Source organism: Enterobacter cloacae complex sp. GF14B, assembly GCF_004136805.1.
Lineage (GTDB): Bacteria > Pseudomonadota > Gammaproteobacteria > Enterobacterales > Enterobacteriaceae > Enterobacter > Enterobacter hormaechei_C.
In genome coordinates this window covers 22,177-42,665 of the sequence record NZ_QFRV01000028.1, presented here as the reverse complement: position 1 = coordinate 42,665, position 20,489 = coordinate 22,177, and the positions used below count along the sequence as shown (strand labels likewise).

The following is a 20,489-nucleotide window of genomic DNA, read 5'->3' as shown; positions in this document are numbered from 1 at the left end:
AATATAAACCGCATCTCTCTAATCATTAGTGATTTCAGCGATTTTTGACAGGCGGATTTTGCCCGTAATTCTACGAAGCACATAAGAAAAAAATGTGATAAAACTTTCCAGACACAACGCAAACGATTTCACACTATTCTCATTAGGGTCGACAGCAATGATCCCACAGATTTCTCAGGCACCGGGCGTCGTTCAGCTGGTGCTTAATTTTTTGCAGGCACTGGAGCAACAGGGTTTTACAGGTGACACCGCTACCGATTATGCCGACAGGCTGACGATGGCGACCGATAACAGTATTTACCAGCTTCTTCCCGATGCCGTCGTTTTCCCGCGCTCTACCGCCGATGTGGCGCTCATCGCCCGTCTGGCATCGCAGGAGCGTTTCAGCTCCCTGGTCTTCACCCCGCGTGGCGGCGGGACGGGTACCAATGGGCAGGCGCTGAACCAGGGCATCATCATTGATATGTCCCGCTATATGAACCGCATCATTGAGATCAACCCGGAAGAGGGGTGGGTGCGTGTGGAAGCGGGGGTGATCAAAGATCAGTTGAATCAGTTTTTGAAACCTTACGGCTATTTTTTTGCGCCGGAGCTTTCCACCAGTAACCGCGCGACCATTGGCGGGATGATCAACACCGATGCCTCGGGGCAGGGCTCACTGGTGTACGGCAAAACCTCCGACCACGTTATGGGTGTGCGGGCGGTGCTGCTGGGGGGCGATATCCTCGATACCCAACCGATGCCGATCGAGCTGGCCGAAACGCTGGCAAAAGAGAGCACCACCAGCGGACGGATTTATCGCACCGTGCTGGAGCGCTGCCGCGAAAATCGCGAGCTGATCCTTGACAAATTCCCGAAGCTAAACCGCTTCCTGACGGGCTACGATCTGCGACATGTCTTCAATGACGATATGAGCCAGTTTGATCTTACCCGCGTACTGACCGGGTCAGAAGGGACGCTGGCCTTCATCACCGAAGCGCGTCTGGATATCACCCGGTTGCCAAAGGTGCGCCGTCTGGTGAACGTCAAATACAACTCCTTTGACTCCGCGCTGCGTAATGCACCGTTTATGGTGGAGGCGCGGGCGCTGTCGGTGGAAACCGTCGATTCAAAAGTCCTGAACCTGGCCCGGGAGGATATTGTCTGGCATTCGGTGAGCGAACTGATTACCGACGTGCCGGATAAAGAGATGCTCGGCCTGAACATCGTCGAGTTCGCCGGGGATGACGCAGAGCTGATTGAGAGCCAGGTAAACACGCTCTGCCAGCGTCTGGACGAGCTGATTGCGCAGGGGGAAGGCGGCGTCATTGGCTGGCAGCTGTGTAACGATCTCTCCGGCATCGAGCGAATCTACGCGATGCGTAAAAAGGCGGTGGGGCTGCTCGGCAACGCGAAAGGGGCGGCGAAGCCGATTCCGTTTGCGGAAGATACCTGCGTGCCACCGGAACATCTGGCGGATTATATCGTGGAGTTTCGCGCGCTGCTCGACGGCCATGGTCTGAGCTATGGCATGTTCGGGCACGTTGACGCGGGCGTGCTGCACGTGCGCCCGGCGCTGGACATGTGCGATCCGCAGCAGGAGATCCTGATGAAGGCGATCTCCGACGAGGTCGTGGCCCTGACGGCCAAATACGGCGGTTTGCTGTGGGGCGAGCACGGCAAGGGGTTCCGCGCCGAGTACAGCCCGGCCTTTTTTGGCGAACAGCTCTACGCCGAGCTGCGTAAGGTGAAGGCCGCGTTCGATCCTGATAACCGCCTCAATCCGGGAAAAATCTGCCCGCCAGAGGGCGTTGATGCGCCGATGTTGCAGGTGGATGCCGTTAAGCGCGGCACCTATGACCGCCAAATTCCGATTGCGGTACGCGCTTCCTGGCGCGGCGCGATGGAGTGTAACGGCAACGGGCTGTGCTTTAACTTCGATGTGAAAAGCCCGATGTGTCCGTCGATGAAAATCACCAGCAACCGCATCCACTCCCCAAAAGGGCGTGCCACGCTGGTGCGCGAATGGCTGCGCCTGCTGGCCGACCGCGGCGTTGACCCGCTCAAGCTGGAACAGGAGCTGCCGGAAAAACGCGCCAGCCTGCGCGGGCTTATCGAACGCACCCGCAACAGCTGGCATGCGAACAAAGGCGAATACGATTTCTCGCATGAGGTGAAAGAGGCGATGTCCGGCTGCCTGGCGTGTAAGGCGTGTTCAACCCAGTGCCCAATTAAAATTGACGTACCGGAATTCCGTTCCCGCTTCCTCCAGCTGTACCACACGCGTTATCTGCGCCCGATGCGCGATCATCTGGTAGCAACGGTGGAGAGTTACGCGCCGCTGATGGCCCGTGCGCCAAAAACCTTTAACTTCTTTATCAACCAGCCACTGGTGCGAAAACTGTCTGAAAAACATATCGGCATGGTGGATCTGCCGCTGCTGTCGGTGCCATCGCTCCAGCGTCGGCTGGTGGGGCACCGCTCGGCGAATATGACCCTGGAACAACTGGAAGCATTAAGCCCTGAGCAGAAAGCGAAGGTGGTGCTGGTGGTGCAGGATCCATTTACCAGCTATTACGATGCGCAGGTGGTGGCCGATTTTGTCCGACTGGCCGAGAAAATCGGCTACCAGCCGGTGGTGCTGCCGTTCTCGCCGAACGGCAAGGCGCAGCACATTAAAGGCTTCCTCACCCGCTTTGCGAAAACCGCGCAGAAAACTTCAGATTTTCTGAATCGCGTGGCGCAGCTCGGCATGCCGATGGTGGGCGTCGATCCGGCGCTGGTGCTCTGTTACCGGGACGAATATAAGCAGACTCTCGGCGATAAGCGCGGTGATTTTCAAGTCTTACTGGTACACGAGTGGCTGCCTGCGGTGCTGACGCAAACGCCCCCTCAGGAGGTCAGCGGAGAATCCTGGTACCTGTTTGGGCACTGCACCGAAGTGACGGCGCTGCCGACGGCGCCTGCCCAGTGGGCTTCTATCTTCTCCCGGTTTGGCGCGAAGCTGGAAAGCGTCAACGTGGGCTGCTGCGGTATGGCCGGAACCTACGGCCATGAAGTCAAAAACCACGCTAATTCGCTCGGCATTTACGAGCTGTCATGGCATCAGGCGATGCAGCGCCTGCCACGCAACCGCTGTCTGGCGACGGGCTACTCCTGCCGCAGCCAGGTGAAACGGGTGGAAGGTAACGGCGTCCGCCATCCATTGCAGGCTTTACTGGAGATTATCGGATGATCTGGAAACGTGCGGTCACGCTGGAGGCCTTAAATGCCATGGGCGCGGAGAACATGGTCGGTTTGCTGGACATCCAGTTCACGCGCATTGGCGACAACGAACTGGAAGCGACGATGCCGGTAGACTGCCGTACTCATCAACCGTTTGGCCTGTTACACGGCGGCGCGTCCGTCGTGCTGGCCGAAACGCTGGGATCGGTGGCGGGCTACCTGTGTACGGAAGGAGAGCAGAAGGTGGTGGGTCTGGAGGTCAATGCCAACCACATCCGCTCCGTTCGCAGCGGGCGCGTGCGCGGCGTCTGCCGGGCGCTGCATGCTGGAAGCCGCCATCAGGTGTGGCAGATTGATATCCTGGACGAGCAGGATCGCCTGTGTTGTTCATCAAGGCTGACGACGGCCGTTGTGTAAAGTTTCCGGATGTCTTGCTTTTGGTCAAAAATTAGCCGCCTGATTGTGATATACTGGTCACGTTTTGAACATAAGCGAGGACATCATGGATACTGAAATAACCCCAACACAGCTGGCAATTGAATATTTACGTCGCGATAAAAGCAATCTGTCTCCAGCGCAGTACCTGAAAAAGCTGAAACAGCTTGAGCTGGAATTTACGGATTTGCTGGCGCTCTCTTCAAACGAACTGAAAGAAGAGATCTACTTTGCCTGGCGGTTGGGCGTTCACGTCCATTAAGCAGTGAAGAAAAGGCCGCAAGCGCGGCCTTTTTTGTGTCTGACAGTCAGTATCTGGCAGGCAGTTTATTAATTTTAATCAGCCGGCCTTCTTCCATTTCGATGAACCCGCCCGTTTTCAGGTCAGCCAGGATCCGCATTACGCCGCTGCGGGAAAGCTGGGTTTTATCCCTGATATACCTTTCCGCCGTCACGCTACGTCGGTAGCTGTCATCTTCCTGCATCAGCAGCACGAGCTGCTGGCGAATCATCTCGTACGCGGTTGGCGCGCCTTTCGGCATGACGTTGTGATAAAGCCGGTTATAGACAAACATTAGATGATTAGAAAGCAGCCCCCACAGCGCCTTCTCTTTGATAATTTCAGCCACCCGATCGGTCGTGAGCACACCAATCAGGCAAGGCGTTACCGTTCGAAGGTAGTCGGTAAAATAGATGTCCGTCAGGTTAGCGAGGCCAAACAGGGCGGGACTGCGCGCCGTCGAAAGCATCATGTCGTCGCTTCTTCTGTATATGGCGACCGTGCCGTCAAGAATTAAATAACACATGCTCTGCCCGTTTACCTGGAGATCAAGTTGCTCGCCGGGATCGGTTTTATGCGTGGTGCAGTGCGGCTGTAAATGAGAAATCAGTTCCTGAGCATAGGGAGATCCGCGATGCGATGGTTTGTCAGAAGACATAGCGTTAACCTGGAAAGAGACTGTACTCTCTATAGTGTCGCTCTTCTTTTCCACCTTCTCCAGAGATAAATACAGCCTCAGTATTTACGGGGTAAGTGATGGATCTCTACTAGAACGCCACGCTCCATGGTGATGTATTTCCCCGTCCGCAACTCCGCGAGGATCCGCATAATGCCACTGCGTGAAAGATAGGTGCGGCTTTTGATATAGGCTGCGGCGGTAATGTTTTGTCTAATGGCTTCAGGCTCCTGCATCAACTCAACCAGCTGAAAGCGGATAATGTCATAAGCCGACATTTGCGATATCTGGGCGCAATGTTCGTAAACGCGCGATGCGGTATAGATCAGCAGGTTTGAGAAGTGCTCCCATAAATTCTGTTGTGCGACAACATGATTGAAACGCGCCAGCGAAACGCTGGCCACCTCTGAGGTTTCCAGCGCTCTGACGTACAGGTGCTCAGACGATAACTGGCTGCTCACGCCGAGTATAAATGGCGCAGATTCAGAATTTAAGACGATACCGTCCCCGCGACGGTGCAACGCCACGCTGCCATGCAACAGTAAAAAGCATTGACGGGTATCGCCGGAGCAATAATGGATAATTTCTCCTCTGGCAATAATGCCTCTCTCCGCATGCGGCAAAACATTATCGATTATTTTTTCAATGTGCTTAAAAGGCTTAGCGCCGAGCACTGTTGATTTATCAATTTCTGACTCAGGCGCGAATCGGGTATTCATTTGAGACCTCACTGACTGATGCGATCATTTTTGATCGGCATAAAGAATTATCTTAAAAAACAGCAGGTCAGGGAATGTTAGCAGCGAGTCTAATTATAGACTTATCTTTTTTTAAGTGTTAATTAATTGAAATTGCAACTTTTTTTGTTCAGGTCTAAAAGTAGACTGTGGACATTATTCTTAAGCTATTCCCGAGTGAATATGTTTTTTATTTGTTAAAAGAGGGTCTACAGCTAGACCTCAAAATTGATTGTATGCGGAAAAGGAGTTGTATAAATTTTGACTCGTCGGAAGGGGTTTAATTTCTGCAACTGAATGTCGGTAATAAATAGAGTAATACGGGATATAAAATTATGAATAAGAAATTGATGATGGCAATGTTAGCGGCAGGTTCTGTACTCACTATGACCAATGCATTGGCAGCGGCCGGTACCGTTAATTTTAACGGAAATATTCTGGATTCTGCATGCGACGTTGATGTGGCATCCCAGAATCAGGTGGTGGTATTGGGCGATTATTATAAAACGGAATTCCCGACAACCGGGGCGAGAACGGCTGCGACGCAGTTTAATATTATTTTGAAAAACTGTCCGGTAACGGTCACCAATGCAAAAGTCCGTTTTGATGGCACGCCGGATTTAACCAACGCCAGCCTGCTGGCGATTGATACGTCCGTGGCGGGAGCGGCTACCGGGGTGGCGATTAACCTGATGACGGCAGATAAAGCCGATCTGCCGCTGCACGGCAGCAACAGCTATACCTACGCACTCAGCAGTACGGCTGATAATACGTTGAGCTTCTACGCGCAGTATATTTCCACCGCGGCATCCGTTACCGCGGGCCCGGCTAACTCGGTCGCGAACTTCTCTGTGGTGTACAACTAAGTCAATGGCAGTAATTAGCAGGGGGCCGCCTGGCCCCTTGTTTTATGAGGTAAAAAAATGCGTTTTATCACCACAACGGGCCTGGTTATGGCGCTGTTACCGCTGACGTTAACATCCGCCAGTGCAGGAGTAATTATTGGCGGCACCCGTGTTATTTTTGATGGGGCTAAAAAAGAAGCGTCAATAAATATTACGAATCCTGATAACGGTCCTTATTTAATTCAGTCGTGGATAGATGTTCAGGATGAACAATCGGGTAAAGCGCCTTTTATTATTACTCCTCCGCTGTATCGGCTGGACGGCGGACAAAAAAACCTCGAGCGTATTGTCATGACAGGCTCTCTGCCTCAAGGGCAGGAGAGTTTATTCTGGCTGAACATCAAAGCTATTCCGTCAGCCTCTAAGCAGATGAACTCGCTGCAAATTGCCGTCAAAACGCGCATCAAATTAATTTATCGACCAGAGGCTCTTCGTGCGTCTACCCCCGAGGAGCAGGCCAATAAATTAACCTGGCGTCGTGCGGGAAATACCCTTCTGGTTAATAATCCAACGCCGTACGTTATCAATTTCAATGAAATTACGTTGGGTAATAAGAAACTTGACGATGTCACGTATGTGATGCCTTCGGGCACAGCCCGTTTCCCGTTACCGAATGGAACCAGTGGCAATACGCTGACGTTTAAAGTCATTAACGATTATGGCAGCCCTGGTGAATTACACCGGGCCAGTTTGTGATCCTTACGCGTTAATCAGGTGCTCGTCATGACAACGGCATTGAATACAATGCAGCCTGCGCGCCTGGCAATATTTATTGCCCTCGCGCTTGCTGGTGTCTCTCCCACACTGTATGCCAGTGAGACGTTTAATACGGAACTGGTAGAGCTGGATAATCCCGGAATGGGGAAAGCGGATTTATCTGCCTTTGAATCCGGCTCGCAGGCGCCCGGGACATACCATGTTGATATTATTCTTGACGATCGGCTGCTGGAAACGCGGGATATTCGTTTCATGGCAGTGAAGGATGCTAACGGCAGTGAAACGTTGCAGCCGTGCCTGAGTATCGGGCAGTTAAAAGCGTGGGGCGTGAAAACGGCGCTTTTCCCGCAGCTCGCCGCCGGGGAAGGTGAATGTGCCGATCTCAGGGCGATTCCACAGGCCAGCGCGGATTTCCAGTTTGGCGCTCAGCGTCTGGCGATCAGCATCCCACAGGCGGCCATAGACCTGCCAGCGAGAGGTTACGTTCCGCCGGATATGTGGGATGAAGGCATTACCGCGGCCATGCTCAACTACAGCCTGAGCGGGGCAAACAGCCGGGCAAGAAGCGGGGCAGGCACCCGCAGCGACAGCCAGTATGCAAACCTGCGGCCGGGGATCAACGTCGGTCCCTGGCGGTTACGCAACTACACCACCTGGTCCCGCGATGCGTCCGGCCAGGATAAGTGGGACAACGTCTACACCTTGATGCAGCGCGCGATTATTCCCCTGCAAGCCCAGCTTACGCTCGGAGACAGTTCCGCGCCTGCCGATGTCTTTGACAGCATGCCGTTTCGCGGCGTCCAGCTGGCGTCCGACGACGATATGCTGCCGGATTCCCTGAAAGGCTATGCGCCGGTGGTGCGCGGTATTGCGCGAACTAACGCGCAGGTCGTGGTGCGTCAGAATGGCTATCAAATCTACCAAAGCTACGTGGCGCCGGGCGCGTTTGAGATCGCGGATATGTATCCCACCGGCGGCGCGGGCGATCTTGATGTCACGATCGTCGAAGCCGATGGCAGTGAGCAACATTTCACCCTGCCGTACGCTTCGCTGCCGGTCCTGCAACGGGAGGGGCGACTGAAATATGCCCTTACCGCCGGGCAATATCGCTCGTATAACCGTAGCGTGGAGAAAACCCCCTTCGGGCAACTGACCGGAATTTACGGCCTCCCTCACGGGATCACGCTCTATAGCGGCGTCCAGGGGGCAGATAAGTACCAGTCGGTGGCTCTGGGGATGGGCAAGAACATGGGCGATCTCGGGGCAGTATCCGCAGACGTCACCCAGAGCTGGTCAATGCCGGAGCATACCGCGAAAACAAGCGGTCAGTCGTGGCGGGCCAGATACAGCAAGAATTTTATCACTACCGGGACCAACTTTTCGATTGCCGGGTATCGCTACTCGACCCGCGGCTATTACGGGATGCAGGACGTCCTCGGTTCGTACGGAGACAGCAGCGCGCTTCAGGACAGGCGACGTAACCGTGCCGAGCTGACGATGAGCCAGACGCTGGGGGACAACCTGGGCGCGCTTACCCTCAGTGCGGCGCGGGAAGATTACTGGAATGACGGTAAGTCGATGGCTTCGTGGAGCGTCGGCTATAGCAACTACTGGCACAACATCAGCTATGGCCTGACATGGACCTACAGCAAAAATGTCCGCTCAGCGTCAGAAAACCGCAAAAGCCAAAAAAACGCTGACCACGACCAGCTTCTGTCGTTCAACGTCAGCATTCCGCTGGATAAATTTTTGCCGCAGACATGGGCTAACTATGGCATGAACGCCAGCAGCAATAACGGGACGACGCATAACGTCGGCCTGAACGGGGTGGCACTCGAGAACCGTGCCCTGAGCTGGAACGTCCAGCAGGGATATGGCACAGAGGGCGTGGGGAATACCGGCAACGTGAACGCGGACTATAAAGGCACCTATGGCGAAGTCACGGCAGGTTATGGTTATGACAAAAACAGTGAACGCCTGAATTACGGGCTGCAAGGCGGCATTCTCGCCCATGCTGATGGCATCACGCTTTCCCAGCCGCTGGGGGAGACCAGCGTCTTAATCAAAGCCCCAGGCGCCTACGACGTGGATATCCGCAATCAGCCCGGTGTACGGACAGATTTTCGCGGATATACGGTCGTGAGCAACCTTTCTGTCTACCGGAAAAACGATCTCACCCTCGACCCGGAAACGATGCCGGACGATGTCGAGCTGGAGATCAACACCCGCACGGTGACGCCGACGCGGGGAGCGGTGGTGAGAGCCGATTATCTGCCGAAGTCAGGTCGCCGGGTGCTGATGACCTTGACCGACAACGACCGCGCCGTTCCGTTTGGGGCGGTGGTCACCCTTGTGGGTGATGAAAGCGGCAGTTTTATTGTCGGCGATCGCGGTCAGGTCTATTTAACCGGGATGCGCGAGCAGGGAACGTTAGTCGCCACATGGGGAAGTCAATCCAGCCAGCAATGCCGCGCTGATTTCACGCTGCCGAATCACTCAATGTACGGTGGGATCGCTGATATGCGCGCCACCTGCCGTCAGGAACGCTAACATGAAATGTCTTAACTCGATGCTGCTGCTCTGTTTGCTCGCGGCGGGAAGTATCGCTCGTGCCGGTACCTGCACCACCATCATCCCGCAGCTTTCCACCCTGTCCGTGGGGACGATCAACGTGCAGCGCGATGCGCCTGTCGGCACGGTGGTATTTTCCGGCGCGGCGTCAGCCACAGGCTCCTATCTTACCGGGTGTACGAATCCGCTGATGCTGGGATTCAGCATGCGCTACAACAGCGCCACGTTGAGCAGCTACGGCAACCATGTTTACAACACGAACGTCATCGGGATAGGGATACGCTTTTCCTCCAACGGCTATTTTGAAAACCCGAGCAATACGTTCTCGTACAATGCGCAGACCTCCTATGTGGACTGGTACGGCGGGAGGATTGAGCTGGTGGTGACCGGCCCGGTCTCATCGGGGGCATTAACCCCGGGGGTGATTGGCGTCGTGACGCTTCAGGGAAGCGACGGCCTCTACCGTGACGGTCTGACCACGCAGCTCACCTCCGGCAACATCAATGCCCTGGCGTGCACGGTGAATACGGCCCAGCTGACGTTTCCGATAGGGGATATTCCCGCTTCGGCGTTCGGCACCGTGGTGGGCACCACGCCAGCGGGAGCACAGAACACGCAAAACCTGGGCTTAACCTGCGCCGCCGGAACCAATATTACGGTCTCGCTCAGTGGAATACAGAATCCGGACAGCGCCAATACCAGCGTGATGGCCTTAACCGGGCAGGGAAATGCCGGCACTGCAAAAGGGGTGGGGGTGCAGCTAATCTATAACGGTGCACCGCTGGCGATGAACAGCCGACTATTTTTGCGACAGTCTGCCGGGGGGCAAGAGACGTTGCCATTAACGGCCCGATATTACCAGACGTTAACCCGCGTGGAGTCAGGTTCAGCGAATGCCTCCGCCACCCTGAATTTGACCTACCAGTAGCAGGTAAGAAGATGAAAATAAGATGCAGGACACTGCTGTTACTTGCCTTACTCAGCGGGAAGGTATGCTCCGCTGATAGCGTCAACATCGGTGTGACGGGAAATATCGTGGCGTCGCCATGCATATTTAATGGCGGCAATAACAATCTCGATGTCAATCTGGGCAATATTCAGGCAACCAATATGGCGACGCCGGGCTCAACATCGGATCCGGTGCCTTTCAGTCTGCTGTTTACCCAGTGCCCAACGGGAACGCAGAGTGTGACCGTCGCTTTCACCGGCAGCCCCGATCCTGAGGCGGGCGCGGACTATTTTATGAACAGCGGTTCGGCCACACATGTGGCGATAGCCATGCGCGATGCCCAAACCGGTGCGCTTAAAGGAACAGGCTCCAGCATGACCCAGACCATTGCCGCGGACAGAACCGCGACATTAGCTATGCTGGCCTCGGTAAAATCCATGACGGGGGGCGCCACGCCGGGAAGCATCCGCGCGGTTGTGGTGATGACGATGCAGTACAACTGAATGCCGGTGATAAGCCTTTTTTAAAGACGTTGGTGTGAACTATGTTAAATATTCTGATTCAGGAAACGGATCTGTTTTTTCAGGCTGGGCTACAGAGCTTTTTCGAAGATTTTTTTAAGCATAACTTTCATCGCTCCATCACTTTTCACCTGGCGCTGACCAATGAAAACGTCAGCCAGGCCGATATTATTGTTCTTTCATTATGTCAGGGGGAAACGCTGACCTGTTTTCCGGAATTACTGGCCCGGCAAAAAGGAATTGTGATAGGTCTCGTCGACGATGAGCTGCGCTTTTCGGCGCTGCCTTCCTGCTTTCAGGACATTATTTTTCTTCCTCGCCGGGCATCGCTTGATCGTATTAGCGGCGTTCTGTTTATTGCGTGGTTCACGACGCAATTACCGGGTTACACCTGGAATAAAAAGACCTGTTTCGACTGCCAGCATAAAGGTTTATCCCGGCAACAAATTCGTATTCTGGTCAATTTTTACCGAGGGCTGTCGGTAGTGCAGACCGCTCAGGCGCTGGAGATGAGCGAAAAAACGGTCTTTACCCATAAATATATGATGATGCAAAAATTTAATCTGCGAAGCGATTACGAGCTGATCGTACTGTTGAGAAGGCTGATGGAGAAAAAGAGCCGGCCGAACCTGCTTCGCGATTACCTGGAAAATAATTATGCACAACAAATAGCCTGAAACGGCAGCGGATAGCTGGCCGGGCAGCGATAGCCGCCACCCGGCAAGCATTTAAACGTTAACCGCAGCGATCAACCGCGTCTTCATGGTCTGGTACGCGGAAGCCGCAAAATCCTCCGCCCAGCGCTGGTCCTCGATTGCCTCAAGCTGCACGGCGCAATACTTCGTTTCCGGCGTTCTGGAGATCGGGTCGAGATTATCCTGCGTCAGCTCATTACAGGCGCCAATCCACCACTGGTAGGTCATATAGATTGCTCCCGCATTGATGCGCTCGCTGATGCTGGCGCGGGTGATCACTTTACCCCGGCGTGAACGTACCCAGACCAGCTGGCCTTCGGCAATCCCCCGTTCATCCGCGTCGGCCGGGTTAATTTGCACCCGGCCCGGCTCGTCGGCCAGGCTTTGCAGCGCGGCGCAGTTCCCGGTCATGGAGCGGCAGGAGTAGTGGCCCACTTCGCGCACTGTGCACAGTACCAGCGGGTAATCCGCATCCGGTGTCTCCGCCGGGGCGCGCCAGGGGGCGGCAAATAGCTGGCCTTTGCCAGTGGGGGTGTCGAACTGATTATCCTTGTACAGGTAGGGAGTGCCGGGATGATCGAGGGTTGGACAGGGCCACTGCACATGGCCCATCTCGCCCATTTTTTCGTAGGTCACGCCGTAGAAGAGGGGGCACAGCTCGCGCATTTCGTCCCAGATCTGCTGGTTATCCTCGTAATGCATGGGATAGCCCATTTCCGTGGCCAGCAGGCTGATGATCTCCCAGTCGCGCCTGACATTGCCGCTGGGCTCAATGGCTTTGCCGAAACGCTGAAAGCCGCGATCGGCACAGGTGAACACACCGGCGTGTTCTCCCCATGAGGTGGCAGGGAGCAGCACGTCAGCCAGCTCTGCCGTTTTGGTCATAAAGATGTCCTGAACCACCACAAAATCGAGCGCCTCAAAGCCGCGGCGGACCAGACCCAGATCGGCTTCTGTCTGAAGCGGATCTTCCCCCATGATGTAATACGCTTTGATCTTACCTTCCAGCGCGAGATGCGGCACTTCGGTGATACGCGTTCCGACGCGATCGTCCATCCGGTTGACATTGATTTTCCACGCATCGGCAAATTTCAGTCTGACCGCCGGATCAGTGACGTCCTGGTAGCCGGGGAACATATTGGGCAGAACACCCATATCGCAGGCGCCCTGAACGTTATTTTGCCCGCGAACCGGACCCACGCCGACGGCAGGGCGGCCCAGATTGCCGGTCAGCAGTGCAAGGCTGGAGAGACCTTTCACCACATCGACCGCCTGACCAAACTGCGTGACGCCCATACCCCACATCACCGTTGCTGAAGGCGCCGCTGCGAACATGCGCATTGCCTGACGAACATCCCGCGCGGGGATCCCCGTCAGATGTTCAACCTGCTCGGGTGCGTAATCTTTTACCGTCAGTCGGTACGCCTCAAGCCCTTCTGTAAAGCGAGCAACGTAGTTTTTGTCGTACAATTCCTCTTCAAGCAGGACATAGCCAAAGGCATTGACCAGCGCCATGTTACTGCCATTTTTTAACTGAAGATGAAGATCGGCAATGCGTGCCGTTTCAATATGACGCGGATCGCAGACAATGATTTTAGCGCCATTTTCACGTGCTTTAAGCACGCGTCGGGCGACTATGGGGTGAGAGTCGGCGCAGTTATAGCCGAATACCAGCAGGCATTTTGAGTTTTCAATATCGTTAATGGAATTGCTCATGGCGCCGTTGCCGAGGGTCTCCTGTAAACCGGCAACGGACGGACCGTGACAGACGCGGGCGCAGCAGTCGACGTTGTTAGTATTCAGCACCGCACGGGCAAATTTTTGCATCACATAGTTGGTCTCATTGCCCGTTCCCCGCGAGGAACCCGTGGTCATAATGGACCGAGGGCCGTACTGATCTTTGATGCTTTTAAGCCTGTAAGCGGTATAGCGAATGGCCTCTTCCCAGGTAACAGGGGTAAAGGCCTCCCCTTTGCTGTAGCGGATCATGGGCTGCGTCAGGCGGGGGGTAAGCAGCCGAGTATCATTAAGAAAGTCCCAGCCGTAGAACCCTTTCAGGCAAAGCGTGCCCTGATTAGTTACGCCATCAGCGGCTTCGGCACGGATAATCCGGTTATTTTTAACGACGAGGTTAAGTTTGCAGCCTGCACCGCAGTACGGGCAGACGCTGGCGATTTTTTTCATCAATAACAGACCTGTTAAGAAATGAAGCAATGTTTACTGGAAAGCCCAGTCCCTTAGCGGACTAAGCAGGATCCATGCCACATTCGGCGTGCTTGATTAACAGGGCGTTAGGGGAGAGAGGACGTGTCATCGTCAGTCCGTTCGTCAGAATTGACGATGACACGCTATCCGAAGAGATGGGAAGAGAGAGGCGTTAAAGATCGTCCATGGTGTAACCGACGACAATTTCCAGCGTCTTGCGGATCACATCCGCCTTAACGACATCGTCGGTGGATTCCAGCGTCTGGATCAGCCAGAGAATGATCGCTTTGTTGGTCAGATGACCTTCGGAAGCAAGAACACAACGAACCGCAGTCGAAAAAATGGCAGACTCTTCAGCAAAGCGATCGCCTGCGTGACGGAAATACTCCGACAACGCGCTATCTAAAAAGGCGGAGTGGTATTCGGGTTGAAGCTGAATATTTTGTCTCATTTGTTCTCACCGTAGCTGTAAAGTTGTAGTCAATGTATCTTTTTGGGATCGGACGGTTTTCCATTTCCAAATAACGGCACTACATTGTCTCGGTTATTTTTGAGAGATCCCTCTCTCTGAATTCGTCCTTGTGCGGTTCTGCGACCTTTAAAAGCGACCGTGCCAGAGCTGATTTCAGCTATCACCCTCGCTAATGTCTCCCGCCGCTGGGGATCCGTCTCACAGGCTTGCATGTTACGCAGACGCTGAACCAAACCCTCGGTCGTTACAGGACCGCGCTCCTTCAAAAGTGAAAGAGCGGCTTCTCCAATAAGCTGGTCGATCAGTCTGTCCGCATCACTGCTGTTCATAACATTAACGTTCGAAGAGCAGGCCAAGAAGCATGTGATAATGATGCTCCTCTTCCGGGCCATTGGCCTTTTCAAGGCGACTTAACAGTTTTGTGCAGAGCGATTTGCGATTCAGATTCCGCCCGTCGCTAAGGATTTCAACAACAACCTGACCCAATGTTTCCTGTTGGGTTGGAAGCGCGGCTTTTTCGAAGTACTGCGCAATTGCTGTTGCTGTGTCTGCGAGGTGTCCGTTCTGCTGCATGTTTCGCTCCTGTAAATTTTCGTAATCAGTAACGTTACATTTAAGGTATACATAATTTTCAAATCTGTACATTAAAAATGTACAATTTTTTAAATATTTTATAATATATTTGATAAAGTATATATTTATCATATGGTTATATGTATACAGCTTACTGCTAAATTCACAAAATATATTGTACAATTCGAAGTGGCGTTGCAGAGTTGTACAAGCCCGGAAAAGGCGCAAAGAAGTCATGTAAATTGTTGAGATGTAAATTATTTATTGGGTAATTAATGTGCTATAACAGAGTTCTCCCCACGTGTTTTCGTGGTCACCCCCTCAATCTTCAGGATTAGCATGCTCACAACCATTATTTACCGCAGTCATATCTGCGAGGACGTTCCAGTGAAAGCGCTGGAAGACATGGTCGCTGCTGCAAATTGTAGAAATCGCCAGTTCGATGTGACGGGGATTTTGCTGTTTAACGGCACACACTTCTTTCAGTTACTTGAAGGGCCCGCTGATAACGTTAAGGAGATCTATCAGCTCATCTGCCGTGACCCACGGCATCACAACGTGGTCGAATTATTAAGCGATCACGGGCCTTCAAGACGTTTTGGCAACGTAGGTATGGAGCTCTTTGACCTTCGTCAGTACGACACCGACGAAGTGCTACAAAAGGTACTCGATAAAGGCACAACCCGCTATCAGCTGACCTATAACGATCGCGCCCTACAATTTTTCCGCACCTTCGTTGAGGCCACTGAAAAAGCCAACTACTTTGAGCTGCCTCCGGCTGACGCCTGGGAGTTTGTCACCGAAAACACGCCATTATCCTCCCAGCCAACGGTAGTGGCAAAGGGCGCGGACTGTAGTTTCGCATTTCAACCTATCGTCGATCCGTTTATGCAGCAGGTGGTTTCCTGGGAAGCCCTGATCCGCACGCCGTCCGGTGAGTCCCCGGAAAGCTACTTTGCCAACCTGTCGCGTGAGGCGCTGTACGAATCGGATCTGAAGAGTAAGCAGGTGGCTTTGTCGATGGCCAGCGCGCTGGGCCTACAGACTCAAACGTTGTCCATTAATCTGTTGCCGATGACGCTGGTCAATGTTCCTGGCGCCGTCGATTTTTTACTGACGGCAATTGAGGCGAACGGTTTTGTGCCGGAGCAAATTGTGGTCGAGTTCACCGAGAGCGAGGCGATCTCGCGCTTCGAAGAGTTCACCAGCGCGGTCAGACAGCTTAAAAGCGCCGGGATCAGCGTGGCCATCGATCACTTTGGCGCGGGATTCGCCGGTCTGCAACTGCTGGCCCAGTTCCAGCCGGACAGAATCAAGATCAACCGTGATTTGATTGCTAACGTGCACAAGAGCGGCCCGCGTCAGGCAATCATTCAGTCAATCATTAAATGCTGCGCCTCCCTGGAAATTCTGTTCTGTGCGGTAGGCGTAGAGCTAGCTGAAGAGTGGATGTGGCTGGAATCTGCCGGGATTTCTCAGTTCCAGGGTCACCTTTTCGCCAGCCCGCGTCTGGGGGGCATTCCGGCGATTGCCTGGCCCGAGAAAAAGTACGATTTATAAAAAACCTGTACGTAACTGTTAAAAGTGACCTGTACGTACGGCTAAATTTATACAACAATATATTAACGAGTGAGTGGTTCTTTGAGCCATTCACTTGTCTCAGAACGAGGAGTTAGTTATACAAATGATTTGTACAATCTGATAAGGTTGGTTTGGTTAGGTATGGAAGTATTGTGCGTGAGGGAGTTAATGGCCTATTACAGTATCGGCGAAGTGGCCGAACGATGCGGTATCAACCCCGTTACGTTGCGTGCCTGGCAGCGCCGTTATGGATTGTTGAAGCCGCAGCGAAGCGAAGGGGGCCATCGTCAGTTTGACGATGAAGATATCCTGCGTATCGAAGAGATCAAACGCCTGATGAAAACGGGTGTTTCGGTCGGTAAAGTAAAAGCGCTTCTTGAAAATACAGAAGTGATGACTCAGGGGAACTGGGCATCGTTTCAGGAAGAGATGTTAACCGTTCTGCGCTATGCCAGCCCGGCAAAACTGCGCGCCAAAATCGGCGAGTTCCGCCGTGACCATGCGATGGATGTTCTGATAGATAACATCATCACCCCTGTGCGGCAGCGAATGAACCAGGACCAGAATACGGTGCGTCACATGGCGAGCCTGCTGGACGGTGTCCTGATTGAGTTTGCCGTTGCAAGCCTGGGTGAGTCGCGAAAAAAAGCAGGTAAGGATGCGCTGCTGATTGGGTGGGAGTGCGACGACCGTACGCATTTGTGGCTGGAAGCGGCCCGTCTTGCCTACAAAGGCTGGCATATCGACGTGCTGGCTGAGCCGATTGATTCTCCACGTCCTGAACTCTTCCCCGGGCAAAAAATCTTCGTCTGGACCGGTAAAGCGCCTACGCCTCGTCAACAGGAGCAGCTCGACCACTGGCGTGAACAGGGTTTCGCCGTTTCGATCCATCACTGATGTTAAGGGGGCCAACGGTAAACCGCCAGTGCGGGATTTTGCCTTCTGGCGATACGACAGGGGTATCCGCGAAGATGCATAGCATCAGTACCCCTGTCATATCGTCGGTTTATTCCATCATCAGGTTGTCTGAAATATTCATACTGGCCACGGATTCAACTTTCCACACGCCATCTTCCTTGACCATGCAGTCAATCACGGTGTGATCCCGCTTTTTGCCGAATGAGATATAAACCTGCATACAGGCGGCATCGTAATCCAGCGCCCGCGCACTGACGATGCCCCAGTCATCTTCATATCCCTGAGCCTTGATGAACATATCGACGTCAGGCACGTCATATTCATCTGGATCCAGCTTATCCATGGCTTTGAGTTTGCTGATAGTTTCGCGGGTTACATATGGCCTCAGCGCTTCATAGTTTTTCAGGGGCTCTTTCCCGATAATAATTTGCGAGATGTACCACTTATTAAACTGAAGGGCAGCGGATACCTCAGGGGGTAACTTCTGTGCAGCTGATGCGAGAGTGGGCAGAAGCAGGATCGCCAGAATTAAATTGCTTTTCATATCTTTAACATAATGTGTTCTGTAGATTAGCACCGCCGGAGCGAATGGATTTTGAAACAAATTCTGCACATCTTTTTTGGCTATACTGACCTGCATGCTGGCGAGCATGAACTGCGGCTTTATGGGCACTACACATAATTTAATCCCTTATTGAATAAATGGTTAACAAGGGAAACATTACGCCGAAAAGGGATGAGTTTATGTAAATAATCATGAGCGGAATTTAACCACTATCAGACTGATAAATAATGGTTAACTCATCCATTAAACGTCTTTATGCGCACCCAGGTAAGGCAAAAAAGGATTAAAAAGAACCTGGCTTAAGGGGGAGGCATACGTAAATAATGTATTTGGTGCCTGGGTGTACTTTAGCTATCTTAAAAATAGGTATTTCCAATACAATTTTTATCATTGCCCGCCACCTTACCGCCTTTCTTATGAAATGCATTATTTATCAATGCATTGAACAAATCTAACCATCCCATCCGCATCCCGTCACAGGGTCTATGCTTAATTAAAGTAGCCAAAAAGGGCGGTTTAGCCCAAAGCCCCTGCTCGCAGGGGGTTGAAGTGATAATCGTTATCACTAACATGGTGTTATGCCCTGGTGGCTTATCAGATGAGGTGGACCTATGGAACTGCATTCAGAAACCTTCAATCCGGCCGATTTTGCCTGGCGTGGCTTAACGCTGACGCCCGCGGCGGCGGCGCATATTCATGAGCTGGTGGCAAAAAATCCCGACATCCTCGGCGTACGCTTAGGCGTTAAGCAGACTGGCTGCGCGGGATTTGGCTACGTGCTGGATACCGTAACCGAACCTGAAAAGGACGATCTGGTCTTTGAAACCGACGGTGCAAAGTTATACGTCGCACTACAGGCGATGCCGTTTATCGATGGAACCGAAGTCGACTACGTTCGGGAAGGTTTAAACCAGTTATTCAAATTTCATAACCCGAAAGCCCAGAACGAATGCGGCTGCGGCGAAAGCTTTGGGGTATAGGCGGTACTATGTCTCGTAATACTGAAGCAACGAGTGATGTAAACACCTGGAGCGGCGGACACCTCAACTATAAAGAGGGTTTCTTCACGCAGCTGCAAACCGATGAACTGGCGAAAGGCATCAACGAAGAGGTCGTGCGCGCCATTTCGGCGAAACGTAACGAGCCGGAGTGGATGCTGGAGTTTCGCCTGAGCGCATTCCGCGCGTGGCTGGAGATGGAAGAACCCCACTGGCTGAAAGCGCATTACGATAAGCTGAACTATCAGGATTATAGCTATTACTCTGCGCCCTCCTGCGGCAGCTGTGATGATACCTGCGCCTCGCAACCCGGTGCGGTACAGCAAACCGGTGCCGAGAACAGCTTCCTGAGTAAAGAGGTGGAAGAGGCGTTCAATCAGCTCGGCGTGCCTGTGCGCGAAGGCAAAGAGGTGGCGGTAGACGCCATTTTTGACTCCGTCTCGGTGGCAACCACCTACCGTGAAAAACTGGCGGAGCAGGGGATCATTTTCTGCTCCTTCGGGGAAGCCATTCACGATCACCCGGAGCTGGTGAAAAAGTACATTGGCACCGTGGTACCCAGTAACGATAACTTCTTCGCGGCACTGAATGCGGCGGTGGCGTCAGACGGTACCTTTATCTACGTGCCGAAAGGCGTGCGCTGCCCGATGGAACTCTCGACCTATTTCCGCATCAACGCGGAAAAAACCGGCCAGTTTGAACGCACCATCCTGGTGGCCGATGAAGGCAGCTACGTTAGCTACATCGAAGGGTGCTCCGCTCCTGTGCGCGACAGCTACCAGCTGCACGCGGCGGTGGTGGAGGTCATCATCCATAAAGATGCGGAAGTGAAGTACTCTACGGTACAGAACTGGTTCCCGGGCGACGGTAACACCGGCGGTATTCTGAACTTCGTCACCAAGCGTGCGCTGTGCGAAGGCGAAAACAGCAAAATGTCCTGGACGCAGTCAGAAACCGGCTCCGCCATTACCTGGAAATACCCGAGCTGTATTCTGCGCGGCGACAACTCAATCGGTGAGTTTTACTCCGTGGCACTGACCAGCGGTCATCAGCAGGCCGATACCGGCACCAAGATGATCCACATCGGTAAAAACACCAAATCGACCATCATCTCCAAAGGGATCTCTGCCGGTCACAGCCAGAACAGCTATCGCGGGCTGGTCAAAATCATGCCGACGGCAACCAACGCGCGTAACTTCACCCAATGTGACTCCATGCTGATTGGCGCGGACTGCGGGGCGCATACCTTCCCGTATGTCGAATGCCGCAATAACAGCGCCCAGCTTGAGCATGAGGCAACTACGTCACGTATTGGTGAAGATCAGCTTTTCTACTGCCTGCAACGCGGGATCAGTGAAGAAGATGCGATTTCAATGATCGTTAACGGCTTCTGTAAGGACGTGTTCTCTGAACTGCCGCTGGAATTTGCCGTTGAAGCCCAGAAACTCCTCGCCATTAGTCTTGAACACAGCGTCGGTTAAGGAAAG

The 20,489-nt window shown here is 53.3% G+C and carries 21 protein-coding genes; 13 read left to right on the top strand and 8 right to left on the bottom strand.

Translation table 11 applies throughout. The annotated features are described in order from the left end of the window. Positions 1-157: 157 nt before the first annotated feature. From DD606_RS11490 to DD606_RS11480, 3 genes are all read left to right on the top strand, one after another. Entirely contained in the window at positions 158-3,214 is a 3,057-nt protein-coding gene (locus DD606_RS11490) for an FAD-binding and (Fe-S)-binding domain-containing protein (RefSeq protein ID WP_129258656.1), read from the top strand. Beyond that, positions 3,211-3,621, top strand: a complete 411-nt coding sequence (menI, locus tag DD606_RS11485) for a 1,4-dihydroxy-2-naphthoyl-CoA hydrolase (RefSeq protein WP_003857767.1) — start codon at positions 3,211-3,213, stop codon at positions 3,619-3,621. The genes DD606_RS11490 and menI overlap by 4 nt, the downstream gene beginning before the upstream one ends. 85 nt (positions 3,622-3,706) lie before the next feature. Continuing rightward, the gene (locus DD606_RS11480) at positions 3,707-3,901 is read left to right on the top strand and encodes a YdiH family protein (protein WP_003857766.1); all 195 of its coding nucleotides are present in this window, start codon (positions 3,707-3,709) and stop codon (positions 3,899-3,901) included. Between the two features lie 46 nt (positions 3,902-3,947). Here the strand turns inward: DD606_RS11480 and DD606_RS11475 are convergent, their stop codons facing one another. Both DD606_RS11475 and DD606_RS11470 read right to left on the bottom strand, forming a co-directional pair. Continuing rightward, positions 3,948-4,577: a helix-turn-helix domain-containing protein gene (locus tag DD606_RS11475; protein ID WP_045336603.1), complete on the bottom strand. Its 630-nt coding sequence runs from the start codon at positions 4,575-4,577 to the stop codon at positions 3,948-3,950. Positions 4,578-4,654: 77 nt separating this feature from the next. Beyond that, positions 4,655-5,314 (bottom strand): winged helix-turn-helix transcriptional regulator, encoded by a 660-nt coding sequence (locus DD606_RS11470; protein WP_003857763.1) that lies wholly within the window; start codon positions 5,312-5,314, stop codon positions 4,655-4,657. A 353-nt stretch (positions 5,315-5,667) separates the two neighbouring features. Between DD606_RS11470 and DD606_RS11465 the strand changes: the two genes are divergently transcribed. From DD606_RS11465 to DD606_RS11440, 6 genes are read left to right on the top strand one after another with little or no spacing between them, the layout of a single operon-like run. Continuing rightward, entirely contained in the window at positions 5,668-6,198 is a 531-nt protein-coding gene (locus DD606_RS11465) for a fimbrial protein (RefSeq protein ID WP_022650915.1), read from the top strand. Positions 6,199-6,255: 57 nt separating this feature from the next. Next, positions 6,256-6,933 carry a molecular chaperone gene (locus tag DD606_RS11460; RefSeq protein WP_023315939.1) on the top strand — a complete coding sequence of 226 codons (678 nt, stop codon included), beginning with the start codon at positions 6,256-6,258 and terminating at the stop codon, positions 6,931-6,933. Between the two features lie 27 nt (positions 6,934-6,960). After that, positions 6,961-9,504 (top strand): fimbria/pilus outer membrane usher protein, encoded by a 2,544-nt coding sequence (locus DD606_RS11455; protein WP_129258654.1) that lies wholly within the window; start codon positions 6,961-6,963, stop codon positions 9,502-9,504. 1 nt (position 9,505) lies between these two features. After that, positions 9,506-10,453 carry a fimbrial protein gene (locus DD606_RS11450; protein ID WP_032609044.1) on the top strand — a complete coding sequence of 316 codons (948 nt, stop codon included), beginning with the start codon at positions 9,506-9,508 and terminating at the stop codon, positions 10,451-10,453. Between the two features lie 11 nt (positions 10,454-10,464). Then, a complete protein-coding gene (locus tag DD606_RS11445) occupies positions 10,465-10,977 on the top strand; it encodes a fimbrial protein (protein WP_022650916.1) in 513 nt (170 codons plus the stop codon). Positions 10,978-11,018: 41 nt separating this feature from the next. Next, positions 11,019-11,672 carry a LuxR C-terminal-related transcriptional regulator gene (locus DD606_RS11440; protein ID WP_023324523.1) on the top strand — a complete coding sequence of 218 codons (654 nt, stop codon included), beginning with the start codon at positions 11,019-11,021 and terminating at the stop codon, positions 11,670-11,672. Positions 11,673-11,723: 51 nt separating this feature from the next. Here the strand turns inward: DD606_RS11440 and fdhF are convergent, their stop codons facing one another. From fdhF to ycgZ, 4 genes are all read right to left on the bottom strand, one after another. Beyond that, on the bottom strand, positions 11,724-13,874 hold the full coding sequence (gene fdhF, locus DD606_RS11435; RefSeq protein WP_129258653.1) for a formate dehydrogenase subunit alpha: 2,151 nt from the start codon (positions 13,872-13,874) through the stop codon (positions 11,724-11,726). A 193-nt stretch (positions 13,875-14,067) separates the two neighbouring features. Beyond that, positions 14,068-14,346 (bottom strand): biofilm/acid-resistance regulator YmgB/AriR, encoded by a 279-nt coding sequence (locus tag DD606_RS11430; RefSeq protein ID WP_003857748.1) that lies wholly within the window; start codon positions 14,344-14,346, stop codon positions 14,068-14,070. A gap of 29 nt (positions 14,347-14,375) precedes the next feature. Further along, the gene (locus DD606_RS11425; protein ID WP_032658210.1) at positions 14,376-14,696 is read right to left on the bottom strand and encodes a hypothetical protein; all 321 of its coding nucleotides are present in this window, start codon (positions 14,694-14,696) and stop codon (positions 14,376-14,378) included. A gap of 4 nt (positions 14,697-14,700) precedes the next feature. Beyond that, the gene (gene ycgZ, locus DD606_RS11420) at positions 14,701-14,940 is read right to left on the bottom strand and encodes a regulatory protein YcgZ (RefSeq protein WP_003857747.1); all 240 of its coding nucleotides are present in this window, start codon (positions 14,938-14,940) and stop codon (positions 14,701-14,703) included. 339 nt (positions 14,941-15,279) lie between these two features. Here ycgZ and DD606_RS11415 point away from each other — a divergent pair, with 339 nt between their 5' ends. Next, positions 15,280-16,500 (top strand): diguanylate phosphodiesterase, encoded by a 1,221-nt coding sequence (locus DD606_RS11415; protein WP_003857746.1) that lies wholly within the window; start codon positions 15,280-15,282, stop codon positions 16,498-16,500. 189 nt (positions 16,501-16,689) lie between these two features. Then, complete coding sequence (locus DD606_RS11410) at positions 16,690-17,418, top strand: MerR family transcriptional regulator (protein WP_003857744.1); 729 nt, start codon at positions 16,690-16,692, stop codon at positions 17,416-17,418. A gap of 109 nt (positions 17,419-17,527) precedes the next feature. Here the strand turns inward: DD606_RS11410 and DD606_RS11405 are convergent, their stop codons facing one another. Together DD606_RS11405 and DD606_RS11400 are read right to left on the bottom strand one after the other, a co-directional pair. Beyond that, positions 17,528-17,983 (bottom strand): DUF3828 domain-containing protein, encoded by a 456-nt coding sequence (locus DD606_RS11405; protein ID WP_059370751.1) that lies wholly within the window; start codon positions 17,981-17,983, stop codon positions 17,528-17,530. A 377-nt stretch (positions 17,984-18,360) separates the two neighbouring features. Beyond that, a complete protein-coding gene (locus tag DD606_RS11400; RefSeq protein ID WP_255573097.1) occupies positions 18,361-18,576 on the bottom strand; it encodes a hypothetical protein in 216 nt (71 codons plus the stop codon). A 39-nt stretch (positions 18,577-18,615) separates the two neighbouring features. On the opposite strand from DD606_RS11400, the gene sufA reads away from it, so the two are divergent. Beyond that, the gene (gene sufA / locus DD606_RS11395) at positions 18,616-18,984 is read left to right on the top strand and encodes a Fe-S cluster assembly scaffold SufA (protein WP_003857741.1); all 369 of its coding nucleotides are present in this window, start codon (positions 18,616-18,618) and stop codon (positions 18,982-18,984) included. Between the two features lie 8 nt (positions 18,985-18,992). Next, positions 18,993-20,483: a Fe-S cluster assembly protein SufB gene (gene sufB, locus DD606_RS11390; RefSeq protein ID WP_003857739.1), complete on the top strand. Its 1,491-nt coding sequence runs from the start codon at positions 18,993-18,995 to the stop codon at positions 20,481-20,483. Positions 20,484-20,489 lie beyond the last annotated feature (6 nt).